Raw genomic sequence first — 16,530 nt, 5'->3', positions numbered from 1 at the left:
AGGTCTACCCGCCGAAAAGCGGTTCTAGGAGAGGGAAGAGGGGATGATTCAACGGCATCGTGCGCATAAGAATGCGCGCCGCAATCGTTTGACGGCAACGGCGTCGCTGGTGGCCCTATGCACGGCCACGCAGTTCATCCCGTCGGTCGCGTTCGCGCAGACCGCCCCCGCGCCGTCGTCGCGCGACGATGAGAGCAAGCCGCAGACCGACGCCGCCACGAGCAGCGTGCCGGCCGGTGCCGCCGCAGGCAAAAAGCCGATCTCCAACAGCGTCTCGATTCAGAACCAGACAGCGGCAGACCAGTCCAACGTGACGCCCGCCGACGTACAGACCCCCGCCGCGCAGGGCGCGACCGAAGGCGACATCGTCGTCACCGGCCTCCGTCAGTCGTTGGCCAATGCGCAGTCGATCAAGCGCAACGCCGACACCGTTGTCGACGCGATCACCGCCGAGGATATCGGCGCGCTGCCCGACAGATCGGTCAACGAAGCGCTGCAGCGCGTGCCGGGCGTCGCGATCACGCGTTTCGCCGCCGCCAGCGACACAGCCCATTTCTCGGTCGAGGGCTCGGGCGTCACGATCCGCGGCCTCAGCTATGTGCGCGGGGAATTCAACGGCCGCGACAGCTTCGGCGTGTCGGGCGGTCGCGAGATCGGTTTCAACGACGTGCCGACCGAACTGGTCGGCTCGGTCGAGGTGTTCAAGAACCTGACGTCCGATCTGATCGAAGGCGGCATCTCGGGCACCGTCAACATCAATACCCGCAAGCCGTTCGATACGAAGGACACGCTGGTCTATCTGTCGGGCAGCGTGAACTATGGCGACTTTGCCAAGCGTAGCGCGCCGGCCGTCGTGGGCCTGTTCTCCAAGCAGTGGCAACTCGGCAATGGCGGTCGCTTCGGCCTGCTGGCCAGCGCGAGCTATAATGAACAGTTCAGCCGTTCGGATTCGGTGTTCTATTCCGCGTTCATCCCGCGCTATAACGACGACACCAACGGCAATGGCCAGCAGGACGCTGGTGAGGGCCGGACGATCAACGCGGGCACGCCCTATGCCGCGACCGCCTATGATCATTACCCCGTCCCGTCGGGTCGCAATGTGGCCTATGTGCCGCTGGGCGCCGGTTCGCGTATGCAAGACTTTGACCGCACGCGCATCGGCTATTCGGGTGCGGCGCAATATGAGAATGCGCGTGGCAACCTGCTGGTCACCGCACAGTTCCTGCGGGCCGAGTCGAAGCAGACGTGGCTCGACCACACCGTCGAACCGAACGTCTATTATGCCGACGCCAACCAGATCTTCCCGCAGGGCTACAACCCCAACGCGCCGCTTGCCGGGCAGACCTTCAACCAGCCGACCTATGACGCGAACGGCCTGTTCACTTCGGGGACGCTGATCCGCAACGGCGGCGGCCAGTACACCACGCTCGGCAATCGCTACTTCCAGACCGATGGCTTCACGCAGGACCAGTCGCTGAACGTGAAGTGGGATCCGACCGACCGCCTGCACCTCAACTTCGATGGCCAGTATGTCTATTCGAAGGGTCGGGATTCGGACGACGTCGTCGAGCTGGCGACCTTCTCGGGCGTGTCGATCGACGGCCGCAACGGCGTGCCGAAGGTCTCGGTCATCCCGCCCAATGGCCAGTCTGCTGCGGCCTATTTCAGCGATCCGACCAAGATCTATATCCGCGACGCGATGAACAATCGCACCAACAGCGACGGCCATGAATGGGCGTTCAAGGCGGATGCGCAATATGACTTGTCGGAGGATTCCTTCCTGCGCAAGGTTCGTGTCGGCGGCCGTTACTCCGATCGCGATCAGACGGTGAAAACCAACGACTATAACAATTGGGGTGCGGTATCGGACACCTGGACCTCGGGTGGCCCGGCGACGGCTGCTCAATATCCGGGCGCCGTCACCGGCCTGAACTTCACGGATTTCTATCGCGGTCAGGCAAATACCCCGCCGACGACCATCGCACTCCGTGACTCATTGCTGACGGATCATGACGCCCTCACGGCACTGCTTCGCCAGGCGACCAAGGCGTCAGGCGGCGGTTATACGCCGCTGGAGGATCGCGGCACGAACCTGGTGGACGGGTATTTCCTGCCGAACGAAGTCTACAACGTACGTGAGCGGACCTATTCCGCCTATGCACGTGTCGATTTCGGTGCCGACAATATCGGCGGCGGCCAGACCAGCCTTTCGGGTAACATCGGCCTGCGCTTCGTCCGCACCCAGGACGAGTCGGTCGGCGGCGTAACCTTCCCGCAGATCAGCACGACCCTGGGCGGCTTCGCGAACGTCGCGGCTTTCTGTGCTTCGCCCAACACCAACAACACGGTCCGTCCGATCTGTACGCTGACAGCGGCCCAGCAGGCGGCGGTTGTCGCCTTCTCCAACGGAGCCTCGACCACCGATGTGGCGCGCCAGAGCTTCAACAAGTGGCTGCCCAGCCTCAACCTGAAGTATCAGGTCACTCCCACTCTGTTGTTCCGATTTGCTGCGTCCAAGGCGATCTCGCGCCCGGCCTTTAACGACCTGCGCAACTTCGTCGGGCTGACGCCGTCGGGCGGCAACACGACCGGATCGTACGGCTTCCAGTCGAGCGCGCGTAACCCGTATCTCCGCCCTGTCGATGCCAAGCAACTCGACCTGACGGCCGAGTGGTACTTCGCCAAGGTCGGCTCGCTGACCGGTGCGGTGTTCTACAAGGAATTGTCCAACATCATCCTGGACAATTATGGCTTCGTGCGGAACTTCACCAACAATGGTCAGACCTTCGCCGTGTCGGTGAACGGCCCGGCCAACGCACCGGGCACCGCGCACATCAAGGGCGCAGAGCTGTCCTACCAGCAGACCTACGACTTCCTGCCGGGCCTGCTGCGCGGCTTGGGGACGCAGGCCACGTTCACCTACATCGATCCGGGCAAGATCCCGAATGCGACGCCCAACAACGGTCCTGCCGATGGCAGCCGTCCGCCGGTTGACGTCGCTGGGCTCTACAACACCCTGCCGCTGGCTCAGTTGTCCAAGTACAACTTCAACGTCTCGGCCTTCTACGACTTCAACGGCATCTATGCGCGTATCGCCTATAGCTGGCGGTCGAAGTATCTGCTGACCAACCGCGATTGCTGCTTCCCGTTCCTGCCGGTCTATGCGCTGGCGACGGGCCAGGCGGACGCCTCGCTGTTCTACACGGTCAACAAGCAGTTCAAGATCGGCCTGCAGGTGCAGAACCTGCTCGACGCGACGACGCGGACGACGTTCGTGTTGAACCAGACCGGGCTGGAGGCACCGCGTACCTGGTTCAAGAGCGACCGCCAGTTTCAGCTGAGCGTCCGCCTGACCTACTAAGTCTCCCTCCCGGGGAAAATGACTGGGCCGCGGTCACAGGCCGCGGCCCTTTTTCGGATCATCGCCCCGCTTGGATCAACGTGGCATCTGAGGGGACCAGCCGGTCGAGAAAGGGCAGGATCGCTGCGCCGACGGCCGATGCGTCCATGGCGATGCTCGCAGGCAGGATCGGGGCCGATCGAGGCATGGCGACCGCCGCCAGCCTCTCGGCCAGTGCATGAGCCAATCGTGCGACGAGGACAGGCGGCAGCCGGCCGCCGATCAGGATCGCATTGGGGTCGATCAGGCAATTGACCGCGATGATCGGCCCGACAAGCGCACGCACCGAATCCTGAATCCAGTCCTCTATGAGTGGCTCCGCTGCCTCGGTCAGTTCGGCCAGTGCGGGTACGCTCGACACCCGATGCCCCGCCTCTGCCAGTCGCAGGAGCAGCGCGGATACCGACACCGTATCTTGCACGCACGCCTCCGAGCGGCCGCCACCCTGATCGGGCATCAATCCGATCTCCCCCGACCGGTTGGATGCGCCGCGCCGGTGATGGCGATCGATCACCAACCCGCCGCCCAGCCCTGCGCTGACCAGGAGATAGAAAAAATTGGGATTGTCAAAACCGGTCCCATATTCCGCCTCGGCAAGGGCCGCCGCCGCGGCATCGTTGTCGCAGTGGATCGGCCACGGCAGCAACGCGCTGAGCAGATCGACGAGATCGGTCTCGTCCCAGATGGCATAGCCGGGGGGCGAGTGCGGTATGGCGATACTCCCCATCTTGTCGGGTATCGCCACACCAACCCCGACGATGCGGCTCCGGTCGAGGCCGCCTTTCGCGATCGCGGCGTCGAGTTCGTCGCGGAGGAAGTCGAGCAGATCGCCGGGCATGGGAAAGCGCATTTCGCGTGTCACCCGGCTCCGCACCTCGCCCGCCAGGTCCAGCGTCACCAGGGTCAGGTGATCGCGATCTACGTTGATCCCGATCCCGAAAGCGCCGTCAGGCTCGATCGTCAGCTTCAGGGCAGGTTGGCCGCGCCCCCCGGATCGGCGCCCCGCTACTTTGATCAGCCCCGCTTGGGCCAGCTTGCCGGTGATGTTGGCGATCGCAGCGGTGGTCAGCCCGGTCTGCTGTGCGATATCGACCCGCGTGATGTCGGGGCGGAGGCGTATCGCCTGCAGCACGGTGCGCAGATTATAATCGCCCGCCCGGGCAAGGTTCGTCCCGGATAGCGAGACAGACAGCCGTGCATCACGCCGGTTCGCCCCGACGACCGGATCGATGGCCTGGGGCTTTCCAAATAGTCTGTGCGTAACCCCCTCCTCGAATTTCCGTCTTGGTATCTGCCATCCTGACAAACCTCAATTGGCGATCGGACGGGGGCGGGGGCTGGAGAGCGCAGTGCGGATGGCGGCTTCCGCGACGGGCGCCATCACGGCGTAGCCCGCCTCATTGGGGTGAACGCCGTCGTAGGTGAAGCTGGCGCGGGTCGCCTGTCCGTCGTGCAGTGCCGACCAGTAATCGGCATAGGTCGAACCGGTGCGCCTGGCATAGTCCTGCATCCAGGTGTTCAGTACTGCGATCCGCGAAGCGGTGTCGAGACCGGGCCGCCAAGGGAAATGATCGGCGGGCGGGATGGAGGCCAGGATCACGCGGATGCCGTGCGCGCGGGCCAGTTCCGCCATCGACATGATGTTCGCCTCGGTCTGTTCGGGCGTCATCGGGCCGGTATTGCCCGCGATATCGTTGGTGCCCGCCATGATCTGAACCAGTTGCGGTTTGAGGTCGATCACGTCCTGGCGAAAGCGGAGCAGCATTTGCGTCGTCGTCTGCCCGCCGATACCGCGACCGATCCGGCCGGGCGTGAAGAAGCCGGGCATCTTGTCGAACCATCCCTGTGTGATGGAATCGCCTATGAAGACGATCGTTACCGGCCCTATTACCTTGGCATTGGCGTCGCGGTAGCGCCCGAGCCAGCCGAAGTCGTTGTGCAACCGGATTTCGCCTTCATCGGGCACCTTCTGCGTCGGTGCGGCGGCAGGGGCGGTGGGCGTCTGCTGTGCGGAAACCGTGGTCGCCATCAGGATCAACAGGGCAGGGGCGTAGCGCATCGAACTCTCCGGCACGGAAATCAGCCTGCCTCCGACTGCCGGATGCCGCCTCTCCCTTCCCTGCCACATGAATTGCCGCCAGGGTGATGACGATCCTAATCCCGAGATAAGAAAATTTGAAATAAGTTTTCTTGACAGCGGCGTCTGGAAACCGGCACGTCGGGGCATAAAAACAGGGGAGGATACTTCATGGCGTTTCATCGCATCCTGATCACGATCGTGGCGACGACCGCTCTGAGCGGCGGCGCGATCGGACAGCAGACGGCACCCGCAGCCGACACTGGAAGCGCCGTGGCGCATCCCGATCTTTGGCCCAAGCTGCCCCTGAAACGCCAGCGTGATCCCAAGGTGGAAGCGCGGGTCGACCAGATCCTGTCGCGCATGACCGTTGAAGACAAGGTCGGCCAGCTGATCCAGGTCGACATCGCCTCGATCACCCCGAAGGACCTCGAGACCTACAAGCTCGGCTCGATACTGAACGGTGGCAATTCCGCCCCCAATAACGACGAATTCGCCCCCGCGCCCGAGTGGCTGAAGCTTTTCGACGCCTTTTACGACGCGTCGGCTAAGCGAAGCGACGGTCGCCCGCAAATCCCGCTGATTTGGGGCACCGACGCCGTACACGGCGCGAACAATATCGTTGGCGCGACGCTGTTCCCGCACAATATCGGGCTGGGAGCGGCGCGCGACCCCGAGCTGATCCGCAAGATCGGCGCGGCGACGGCGGCCGAGACGGCGGCGACCGGCATCGACTGGAGCTTCGCGCCGACCGTTGCCGTGGTCCAGGACGACCGTTGGGGCCGGACCTATGAAAGCTATTCTGAGGATCCGGCGATCGTCGAATCCTATGCGGGCAAGATGGTCGAGGGGATTCAGGGCAGCGTCGGTGGCGACTTCATGAGGCCCGGACATGTCATATCCTCGATCAAGCATTTCCTCGGCGATGGCGGCACCGGCGGTCGCGACCAGGGCGATACGCGCGTGTCCGAGGAGGTGCTTCGCGACGTTCATGCCGCAGGCTATCGCAGCGGTCTGGTCGCGGGTGCGCTGACCGTGATGCCCAGCTTCTCGAGCTGGAACGGCACCAAGATGACCGGCAACAAGAGTCTGCTGACCGGCGTGCTCAAGGGCCGGATGGGCTTTGACGGCTTCACCATCGGCGACTGGAATGCGCATGGCCAGGTGCCGGGTTGCACCAACGAGGATTGCGCGCCCGCGATCAATGCCGGGCTCGACATGTTCATGTATTCGGGACCGGGCTGGAAGCAGCTTTACGCCAACACGCTGCGCGAGGCGAAGGATGGCACGATTCCGGCGGCGCGCCTGGACGATGCGGTACGGCGTATCCTGCGCGTCAAGGTGCTGGCGGGCAGCTTCGAGGCGGGACGTCCGTCGTCGCGGCCGATCAGCGGCAAGTTCGACCTGATCGGCGCGCCCGCGCATCGCGCGATCGCCCGTCAGGCGGTGCGCGAGTCGCTCGTCCTCCTGAAGAACAACGGGAATATCCTGCCGCTCAAGCCCGGTGCCAATATCCTGGTGGCGGGGCGCGGTGCCGACAATATCGGTCAGCAGGCGGGCGGCTGGTCGATCACCTGGCAGGGGACCGGCGTCACCAATGCCAATTTCCCCAACGGCCAGTCGATCTGGTCGGGCATCGACGAGGCGGTCAAGGCGGGCGGCGGCAAGGCGACGCTGGCGGTCGACGGCAGCTATGCCGCCAAGCCCGACGCCGCGATCGTCGTCTTCGGCGAGACACCTTATGCTGAATTTACGGGTGACCGCCCGACACTGGAGTACAGCCCGGAAGACAAGAGCGACCTGGCGCTGCTGAAGAAGCTGAAGGCGGCCGGGATTCCCGTGGTTGCGGTCTTTCTGTCGGGTCGTCCACTTTGGGTGAACCCTGAGCTTAACGCCGCCGATGCCTTCGTCGCGGCCTTCCTTCCCGGCACCGAGGGTGGCGGCGTCGCCGACGTGCTGATCGCCGGCCGCGACGGCAAGCCGCGCAACGACTTCCGCGGCAAGCTCAGCTTCTCCTGGCCGAAGCGGCTCGACCAATATGTCCTGAACAAGCGCGATCCCAATTACGATCCGCTGTTCCCGCTCGGCTATGGCCTGACCTATGGCCAGGGCACGACCGTGCCGATGCTGAGCGAGGCACGCCCGGCGGTGGCGGCGGGCGACCAGAACGCGCTGTTCGTTCGCGGTCGTGTGGTCGCGGGGGCGCGGCTGAACGTAATGGGGCCGGTCCAGCAGACCCGTGTCGATCGTTCCGCGCAGGAGGACAGCCTTCGCTTCGCCTTCGCTGGCACCGCTCTGGCGGGCGCTGCGATCGAGGAGGCCAAGCCGATCGACATCACCCGCGAGTCCAACGGACAGCTCAGCCTGTTGCTCGATTACCGCGTCACCGGCGCGCCGAGCGGCGAGGTGACGCTGGGCATGGATGGCGGCAAGACGGCCTCGGTGCCGATCACCGGGGCGCTGAAGGGCGAATTGGGCCAGTGGCGCCAACTCGCGGTGCCGCTGCGCTGCTTCGCCGATGGCGGCGTGGCGATGGGCGCCGTGTCCAAGCCCTGGATCATCGCCACCAGCGGCAAGCTGAACCTCGACATATCGTCGATCCGGATCGCCAGCGCGCCTCCGGGGCCGGTCAGCTGCGGGGTCCGCTGAACGGCGGATCGGGCGGGGGTGGCTCGATACCGGGCCGCCCCTGATTTCTACGGAATGTCGATCATGGCAGGCCCGCCAAGGGACCGCGACGAACAGGGGAGTGAGAGGATGACGAAGGCGATGGATCGTCGCGGATTTCTGGGGACGGCGGGGCTGCTGGCTGGTGCGGCGAGCGTCCCGGCGCTGGCCAGCGACGCGAAGGCCGGGGAACGCGCCTTCGTTCGGCGCGACGGCATGCGGCTGATGATCGGCGATGACGTCTATCGCTTCGCCGGTGCCAATATCTGGTACGCTGCCTATCTGGGTGCCGACGCCCCTTATGGCGACCGCGCGCGGCTGGGCCGCGAACTGGACGCGCTGGCGGCGATGGGGGTGACCAACCTGCGCATCCTCGCCTCCGCCGAGGAAGGCCCGCTGCGCAACTCTATCAAGCCGGGTTTCCGCACCGCCACCACGATCAACCAGACGCTGCTCGCCGGGCTCGACTATGCGCTCGCCGAGATGGCCAAGCGTGACATGCGGGCCGTCCTCTACCTGACCAACTTCTGGGAGTGGTCGGGCGGCATGATGACCTATCTGTCCTATGTGAACGGCGGCACGTACATCAACGCCAACGATCCCGCGCACCCCTGGCCCGCTTTCGCCAATTTCAACGCGCAATTTTACGGCAATGCCCGCGCCAAGGCGATGTATGACGACTGGATCCGGACCGTCGTTTCGCGGACGAACAGCGTCACCGGCAAGCCTTATGCCGCCGATCCGACGATCATGGCGTGGCAGCTATCCAACGAGCCACGCCCGGCGGGCGACGCGGCGCATGCCGATCTCGACCAGTTTTATGGCTGGGTGCGCGACAGCGCGAAACTGATCAAGTCGCTCGACCCCCATCATCTGGTTTGCACCGGCTCGGAAGGATTGAAGGGCGCGCTGGAGCAACCGGGGATCGTCCTGGCCGAGCATGGCATTCCCGAGATCGACTATCTGACCGCGCATATCTGGCCCAACAATTGGGACTGGGTGAAGCAGACCGACCTCGCCAATACCTACAAGCGCGGCGAGACGCTGACCCAGGATTATATCGCCAAGCATGTCGGTTATGCGCGGCAGCTGGGCAAGCCGCTGATCATCGAGGAATTCGGCTATCCGCGTGACGGCGGTAGCAACGATCCCAAGGTTGCGACGACGTTCAAAGACCGCTTCTACGGCCTGATCTATGCCGCGGCGCTGCGTGACATGCAGTCTGGCGGGCCGATCGCGGGCACCAATTTCTGGGCCTGGAACGGCGAGGCGCGGGCGCAGCATCCCGACTATCGCTTCCGCGACGGCGACGGCCAATATATGGGCGATCCCCCGCACGAACCACAGGGGTGGTATGGCATCTTCACCGGCGACACGACTGTCCGGCTGGTCGCCGAACATGCCAAGGCGATCGCGCGCCTTCCCAAGACCCGCTGAGCGAGGACGATCATCATGCTCCGTCGCGTCATTCGTCCACTGGCCGCCGCCGCGCTCATGCTCCAGGCCGCACCGGTTCTAGCTCAGGAGGTGCTGGACACCGACCCGAACACGCTCGCCCCGTCCAAGGACCCCAAGCGGACCGCAAATGGTCTGGCGCAGACCCCGCCCATGGGCTGGAACAGCTGGAACAAGTTCGCCTGCAACGTCAACGAAGCGGTGATCCGCAAGACGGCGGACGCGATGGCGTCCAACGGCATGAAGGCGGCGGGATACGAGTATATCGTCATCGACGACTGCTGGCACGGCACGCGCGACGCGAACGGCTTCATCGCCGAGGATCGCACGCGCTTTCCCGGCGGGCTGAAGGCGCTGGGCGACTATATCCACGCCAAGGGGCTGAAGTTCGGTATCTATTCCGACGCGGGCACCAAGACCTGCGGCGGGCGTCCGGGTAGCCAGGGGCATGAATATCAGGACGCGCTGCAATATGCCCGCTGGGGCGTCGATTATCTGAAATATGACTGGTGCTCGACCGGCATCCGCAATGCGGAGGAGGCCTATGCGACCATGGCCGATGCGCTGCGTGCGACCGGGCGGCCGATTCTGTTCTCGCTTTGCGAGTGGGGCAATTCCAGGCCGTGGCTCTGGGGCGCCAAGATCGGCAATATGTGGCGGACGACCGGCGACATTACCGACAAATGGGAAGGCAAGCACGGCTATAGCTGGGGTGTCGCGTCGATCGTCGATCTCAACGAACCGCTATGGCCCTTCGCCGGGCCGGGCCACTGGAATGACCCAGACATGCTGGAGGTCGGCAATGGCGGGTTGAGCGACACCGAATATCGTGCGCATTTCTCGCTCTGGGCGATAATGGCCGCGCCGCTCATCGCGGGTAATGACGTGGCGGGCATGTCGGCGGCGACGCGCGACATCCTCTTGAACAAGGACGTGATCGCGGTCGATCAGGATCCTCTGGGCGCCCAGGGGCACCGCGTGGCGCGCGACGGCAAGCAGGAGGTCTGGGTCAAGCCGATGGCCGATGGCGGGCGGACGCTGCTGCTGTGGAATCGGGGCGAGGCACCCGCACGGATTGTTGCGGACTGGGCGAAGTTGGGTTTGCCTACCGGCTTCAGGCTGCATGGTCGCGACCTGTGGAAGCATAAGGATTTGGGACGCTTGTCTAAAAGTTATGGCGCCGAAGTTGCGCCGCATGGCGTCGTTATGATCCGATTGTCTGTCTAAATTTAACGTATTGCATTTCAGGCCGTCAACTTGCTCACACAAACGAATGGCACGCGTCAGGCGTGCGATAAATGCCAGTCCATGTCGAGGACTGGGTCAAACTGCTGACGAAGGGCTGGCACTCGCCGGCGCGGTGCTGGCGCAATGGATGTCTGTGGGTTCTGTGCTCTGGCGCGCGTCGGTGTGATCTTCCGGAACGTTACGGCAAGTAGAAGGCGGTGCATCGGCGTTTCAGCCGTTGGTGCCATGCTGGCGTCCGTGAACGAGTGTTCGAAGCGCTGGCGTCGTTCACCTCCCCGCCGGCATGATCCGGCTACGCTGAATGTCGATCCGGCCTGGTTCGCGATGGATGGTAAAACCGGGGGGCACATCATCAGAACCGAAACCGCAGTTCCGCCAGCAGGGTCCGTGGTTCGCCCGGGAAGCTCCCGCTTTGCCGCGAAAAACCGGAGGCGGCGTAGCGTTTGTCGAACAGGTTATCGACGCGCAGCATCACTTCCATAATGCCCAGCGACTTGGTGATCGAGGCATCGAATATCATGTAGGGCTGAACTGCCTGGCCAGCGACGCTGATCCGGCTCGATAGATATTCGCCGCCAAAGCCGATCGCGGTGCCGATCGGGGCGATTTGATAACGGGTCCAGAAGCCGAGCTGGTGCTGCGGCGCATTGGCGAAGCGGTTGCCGACCGCATTGGTCAGCGACTGGCCCGCGACGGTGCCGGTGATCCGGGTGTCGTTATAGGCGTAATTGGCCATCAGCACCCAGTCGGGCGTGATGTCGGTCGCCAGATCGATCTCGACCCCCTTGCTCGTCACCTGTCCGATGGGGCGGAGCTGGTCCTGCCCGTTGACGGGCGCGAGGCTGGGGTCGACCTGAAGCATGTTGCGGCGGACGATCCGATACACCGCCGCATTGGCCTGAAGCCGCCCGCCCAGCAGTACCGACTTGACGCCGCCTTCGATCTGCCCGCCCGTGACCGGGGCGAAGGGACCACCCGCATCCGGGTTCTGGTTGGCGGCGTTCTGCGGCTCGAAACTGCCCGACCAGCTGGCGTAGAGCGACACGTCCTTGCGCGGCTTGACGATCGCCCCGGCGCGATAGGTGAAGCGGCCATCGCTGTAGGACGGGTTCGCGGTGACGCGTCCGGCGGTGCTGGTGGTCACGGCGTCGTCGAACCGATCGTAGCGGACCCCGCCGACCAGCAGCAGGGCGTCGGTGACGCTGACCTGATCCTGAAGATAGGCGCCCTTGCGCCGGGTGCGGGTATCCGTTTTGGCAAAGGGCAGGGCGGCGATTCGCGCCACGTCGCGGCCGGTCACGGTATAGACCGGCTTGCTGAGGCTTAGCGGTGTCACGCCCGAACGCAGGATGCGTGAGTTGAGGATGCTGGTCTCGTCATACCAGTCGGCTCCCGCCTGGAATTTGTGGACCATGCCGAACAGCGGCACCTTGGCGGTGGCGTTGGCCATGAAGGACAGGCCGTCGACGTCGCGGATCTGGTCGCGAAATTCGCGCGCGACCAGGTCGGTACTGCCGCTCACGAAACCGCGGGCCTCATGATATTGCTGGGTTTCCGTCGCTTTGAAATAGCGTGCGCCCGCGTCGAAGGTGATCGCGTCACCGATATCGGTGGCGTAGCGCGCCTGGTAGGCCTGCGACTTCAGATGGAGAAAGTCGGTGGGCTCGTTGGCGTTCCAGCGGATATCGCCCAGGAAATTGCCGTCATCATCGACCGGCACGCCGCGCAGCCGATTGCCGCGCAGGAAATTGTCGTAGACCGTGGCCTGCACGGTCAGCTTGCCGCCCTGGTTGGTGCGGAAGGACAGACCGCCATCGCCGATCAACGACGTATTCTTCGTATTGTAGCGGAAGGGCGTCATCGCCTCATAGAAGCCGCCGAGGCGATAGGTGACGACGCCGTTCGCATCGACCTTGCCCGTCGCCTCGGACGAGATGCCCGCGCGACCGTAATTGCCCAGCGTCGCGACCGTGCGCAACGCGCTGACCTCGCTGGGCGTCTTCGAGACGTAATTGATGATGCCGCCGGGCGAGCCTGGGCCGAAGAACAGGCCCGCGGGTCCCTTCAGCACCTCGACCCGGCTGACGGTGAACAATTGCGGCACCGAAAAGCCAATAAAGGGATTGCCGCGCTGACCGTCATAAAAGGACTGGTCCTGCCGAAAGCCGCGAAAGGTGATGCCCGCATAGCTGAAGGCACTGACGCCCGAAATGTTGCGGTAGATATCGGTTGCGTCGCGCGCGCCCTGATCGGTGAACAGCTCCTCGTTGATGACCTGAAGGGCCTGCGGAATGTTCAGCGGGTCCTCGGCGGCCTTGCCGACGGTCGTCATCTCGACGCGATAGAGACGCTGCGCCCGCCCGGTCACGACGATGTCCTCGCCGGGCGGTGGCGTATCGGCGATGGGGTCGGTTGGGGTCGCCATGGCGGGCGCACAGATCAGCAGGGCGGCCAGGCTGGCCGCTCCGTTCAGGACATTCATGGTTCACCCCTTATCGCTATCGACTCGCAATAACGCTGATAGCATTGGGGCGCAACCATGGTTTGCGGCAGCGCCGCGAGGTGTCCGTCAGCCTTGCAACCAGTCGCGCAACAACATGGTCACCTCGCCGGGGCGCTCGATCGGGGCCAGATGGCCGCAATGGCGGATCTCATGGAAGTGTGCGTCCTCGATCCGATCGGCCAGTTCGCGCGCGTCGGCGGGCAGGCAGATGCGGTCGCGATCGCCCACCGCCACCAGCGTCGGCACCCGCACCGCCGCGATGGCCGGGCCGATATCGGGGCGGGCAAGCAGGGCGCGCTGCTGCCGCTCGAACACGGCGGCGCCGACGCGCTCGGCCATGGCCTGTACAGGGCCGCTGACGATCGGGGTCAGGGTCGGGTCGGCATGCGGGGCGGTGGCAAGCAGGCCCTGATCGGCCACGGTGCGGGGACGCATCTGCATCGAGGCGCGGGTGCCGAACAGCGCGACGCGCTGCACCCGCTCCGGGGCCTGCCGGATGATCTCCAGCGCGACATAGCCGCCCAGGCTGACCCCCGCGACCGTGAAGCGCGGCGGGGCATGGGCCAGCACGCGGGCCGCCATCGCCTCCAGCGTGTCGTCGACGGTCAGGTCGCCCAGCATCGGATGGGTGATGTCGCTGAGGTCGACGACCTGCCTGGCCCAAAGCTGTCCGTCACATCCCATGGCGGGCAACAGGACGAGGGGCGGCGCGTTGCGGATCATGGCTATGTTTCCCGAAGAATGAGGGTGCGTGGAGGCGTCAGGCGAACAGGGTCAGGAGGCCGCGTGCCGGGTCGGTCAGCCCTTCCCAGATCATCTTGCCCGCGACCCACAGGATCACGAGCAGTCCGACATAGGCGAGCCAGCGATAGCGCTCGATCACGCGCGCCAGGGCATTGGCGGCCAGGCCCATCAGTGCGACCGACAGGATCAGGCCGATGGCGAGGATGCCGGGATGGTCGCGTGCCGCGCCTGCGACCGCCAGGACATTGTCGAGGCTCATCGAGATGTCGGCGACCGCCACCGCCCAGGCGGCGGCCCAGAAGCGGCGCGGGGCCTGTTGGGCGAGGGGATCGTCCGCGTCCGCCCCGCCGCGCAGCTCACGCCACATCTTCCACGCGACCCAGACCAGCAGCAAGCCGCCCGCCAGCACCAGCCCGACGATCTGGAGCAGCTGCGTCACCACCAGCGCGAAACCGATACGCAGGACGAGCGCGGCAATGACGCCGACCAGGATCACCTTGCGCCGCATCGCCGGGGGCAGCCCCGCCGCCAGTGCGCCGACGACGATGGCATTGTCGGCGGCCAGCAGGACGTCGATCATGACGACCTGGGCAAAGGCGGCGAGCGCGGCCGGAGTGCCGATCGCGGCGAAGTCGGCGACGATATGCTGCCAGAGCGTTGCCATCGGATCAGCCCATCAGCGGGAAGGCGAGGACCGCCATCCCGACCAGCGTCATGACCACGCACACCACGGCGGCGGGAACCAGCGTGAAGCGCTGGTGATCGGCCAGGTCGATGCCCGCCAGGCTGACCAGCAGATAGGTGGACGGGACCAGCGGGCTGAGCAGATGGACCGGCTGGCCCATCAGCGAGGCGCGGGCGATCGCCATCGGCGACACGCCGTAATGCGCGCCCGCCTCGGCCAGGATCGGCAGCATCCCGAAATAGAAGGCGTCGTTGGAGATGAAGAAGGTGAAGGGCAGGCTGAGCATCGCGGTGATCGGCGCCATATACGGCCCCAGCGCCGGTGGGATGAAGCCGACGACTTCCTTGCTCATCGCCTCGACCATGCCGGTGCCCGACAGGATGCCGGTGAAGATACCGGCGGCGAAGATCAGCGAAACCACCGACAGGACGTTGCCGGCATGGGCGGCGATCCGCTCCTTCTGCTCGGCGACCTGCGGATAATTGACGATCATGGCGATGGCGAAGGCCAGCATCATCAGCACCGACAGCGGCAGGATGCCCGAGACCAGCCCCGCGATCAGCGCCAGCGTCAGCGCGCCGTTGAACCAGCGCAGGTGCGGGCGGCGCGCCTCGGGGAACTGCGACACGGCCATGCCGGTGAAGGCGGTCGGCTCGTTGGCCTTCACATGGCCGATGCGGCGACGCTCCTTGCGGCCGAACCAGATCGCGAGGCCGATCAGGAAGGCGAGCCCGGCGATCATGCCGGGGATCAGCGGCAGGAAGAGGGTGGCGGGATCGAGCTTCAGCGCGCTGGCGGCACGGGCGGTCGGCCCGCCCCAGGGCGTCAGGTTCATGATGCCGCTGGTGCTCATGAGCAGGCAGCACAGATACAGCCGGTTCATATCGTAGCGCTTGTAGAGCGGCAGCAGCGCGGCGATGGTGATGATGTATGTCGTCGACCCGTCGCCATCCAGGCTGACGATCGCGCACAGCACCACCGTGCCGATCAGGATCGCCATCGGATCGCCGTGCACGACGCGCAACAGCCGGTTGACCAGCGGATCGAACAGCCCGGTATCGGTCATGATCGAGAAGAACAGAATGGCGAAGAGCAGCATCACGCCGGTCGGCGCGAGGTTCTTGATGCCGTCGATCATCATGTCGCCTAGGCCGGACGCGAAACCGGCGATCAGCGCGAAGGCGGTCGGCACGACGATCAGCGCGACCAGCGGGGTCATCCGCTTCGTCATGATGAGCGTCATGAAGGTGGCGACCATCAGGAAGCCAAGCAGGGCAAGATCCATCGAAGGATGCTCCGTGAGAGGAGAAAGGGGTGTTTAGAAGGTGACGGCGATGCGGGTGCCGATCGTCTCGCCGCTGTCGGGGCCGGTATAGGTCCCTGCGCGATTGTCGGTGTCCCAGTGCACCCAGTTGAACTGGAGCCGGGTGAAGCTGTTGAGATACCAGTTCACGCCCGCCGTCGCGGCCCAGCCGCGCCCACCGGTCAACAGGCTGGTGTAATCGAGATTTTCGTAGCGCGCGGTCAGCTCGATCGCGCCCGGTCCGCCCTCGAAGATCGGCTTCAGGACGCGCGGCTGGCCGAAGCTGCCGAGGCGGGGGTTATAGGGGGGCAGGTCGCCCGTGACGAACCAGCCGCCCGACAGGCTCCACGCCTTGCTAAGAAAATCGGGACGGCCGCCGGTCAGGCGCGCGCGGCGCTCGCCCGCCTCGGCCATCACCCAGACCGGGCCGACATAGCCGCCCAGCTCG

The 16,530-nt window shown here is 65.0% G+C and carries 11 protein-coding genes; 4 read left to right on the top strand and 7 right to left on the bottom strand.

Annotated features, from left to right (window positions below; translation table 11 throughout):
• The first annotated feature begins 43 nt into the window (after positions 1-43).
• Positions 44-3,361, top strand: a complete 3,318-nt coding sequence (locus tag NS355_RS09110; protein ID WP_058745415.1) for a TonB-dependent receptor — start codon at positions 44-46, stop codon at positions 3,359-3,361.
• 58 nt (positions 3,362-3,419) lie between these two features.
• On the opposite strand, the gene NS355_RS09105 is transcribed toward NS355_RS09110, so the two are convergent.
• Together NS355_RS09105 and NS355_RS09100 are read right to left on the bottom strand one after the other, a co-directional pair.
• On the bottom strand, positions 3,420-4,706 hold the full coding sequence (locus NS355_RS09105) for an ROK family transcriptional regulator (RefSeq protein WP_430727003.1): 1,287 nt from the start codon (positions 4,704-4,706) through the stop codon (positions 3,420-3,422).
• Between the two features lie 3 nt (positions 4,707-4,709).
• Complete coding sequence (locus NS355_RS09100; RefSeq protein WP_058745414.1) at positions 4,710-5,459, bottom strand: GDSL-type esterase/lipase family protein; 750 nt, start codon at positions 5,457-5,459, stop codon at positions 4,710-4,712.
• Between the two features lie 189 nt (positions 5,460-5,648).
• Here NS355_RS09100 and NS355_RS09095 point away from each other — a divergent pair, with 189 nt between their 5' ends.
• The 3 genes from NS355_RS09095 (at position 5,649) to NS355_RS09085 (ending at position 10,826) form a co-directional block, all read left to right on the top strand.
• A complete protein-coding gene (locus tag NS355_RS09095; protein WP_058745413.1) occupies positions 5,649-8,126 on the top strand; it encodes a glycoside hydrolase family 3 protein in 2,478 nt (825 codons plus the stop codon).
• Positions 8,127-8,234: 108 nt separating this feature from the next.
• A complete protein-coding gene (locus tag NS355_RS09090) occupies positions 8,235-9,581 on the top strand; it encodes a glycoside hydrolase 5 family protein (RefSeq protein ID WP_058745412.1) in 1,347 nt (448 codons plus the stop codon).
• A 15-nt stretch (positions 9,582-9,596) separates the two neighbouring features.
• Positions 9,597-10,826 (top strand): glycoside hydrolase family 27 protein, encoded by a 1,230-nt coding sequence (locus NS355_RS09085; RefSeq protein WP_244489621.1) that lies wholly within the window; start codon positions 9,597-9,599, stop codon positions 10,824-10,826.
• 373 nt (positions 10,827-11,199) lie between these two features.
• Here NS355_RS09085 and NS355_RS09080 read toward each other — a convergent pair whose 3' ends face one another.
• From NS355_RS09080 to NS355_RS09060, 5 genes are all read right to left on the bottom strand, one after another.
• Positions 11,200-13,329, bottom strand: a complete 2,130-nt coding sequence (locus NS355_RS09080) for a TonB-dependent siderophore receptor (protein WP_058745411.1) — start codon at positions 13,327-13,329, stop codon at positions 11,200-11,202.
• Positions 13,330-13,416: 87 nt separating this feature from the next.
• Complete coding sequence (locus NS355_RS09075; RefSeq protein WP_058745410.1) at positions 13,417-14,073, bottom strand: alpha/beta fold hydrolase; 657 nt, start codon at positions 14,071-14,073, stop codon at positions 13,417-13,419.
• Between the two features lie 37 nt (positions 14,074-14,110).
• Positions 14,111-14,758 carry a YjbE family putative metal transport protein gene (locus tag NS355_RS09070; RefSeq protein WP_058745409.1) on the bottom strand — a complete coding sequence of 216 codons (648 nt, stop codon included), beginning with the start codon at positions 14,756-14,758 and terminating at the stop codon, positions 14,111-14,113.
• 4 nt (positions 14,759-14,762) lie between these two features.
• Positions 14,763-16,064: a CitMHS family transporter gene (locus tag NS355_RS09065; RefSeq protein WP_058745408.1), complete on the bottom strand. Its 1,302-nt coding sequence runs from the start codon at positions 16,062-16,064 to the stop codon at positions 14,763-14,765.
• A 33-nt stretch (positions 16,065-16,097) separates the two neighbouring features.
• Positions 16,098-16,530 (bottom strand): porin (locus NS355_RS09060; RefSeq protein ID WP_244489620.1); only part of this gene is annotated, 433 nt, incomplete at its 5' end.

It is taken from the genome of Sphingomonas yabuuchiae, from assembly GCF_001477495.1.
In the GTDB taxonomy this organism is placed as follows: Bacteria; Pseudomonadota; Alphaproteobacteria; order Sphingomonadales; family Sphingomonadaceae; genus Sphingomonas; species Sphingomonas yabuuchiae_A.
The sequence above is the reverse complement of the archived record's forward strand: the minus strand, read 5'-3'. Positions and strand labels throughout refer to the sequence as shown.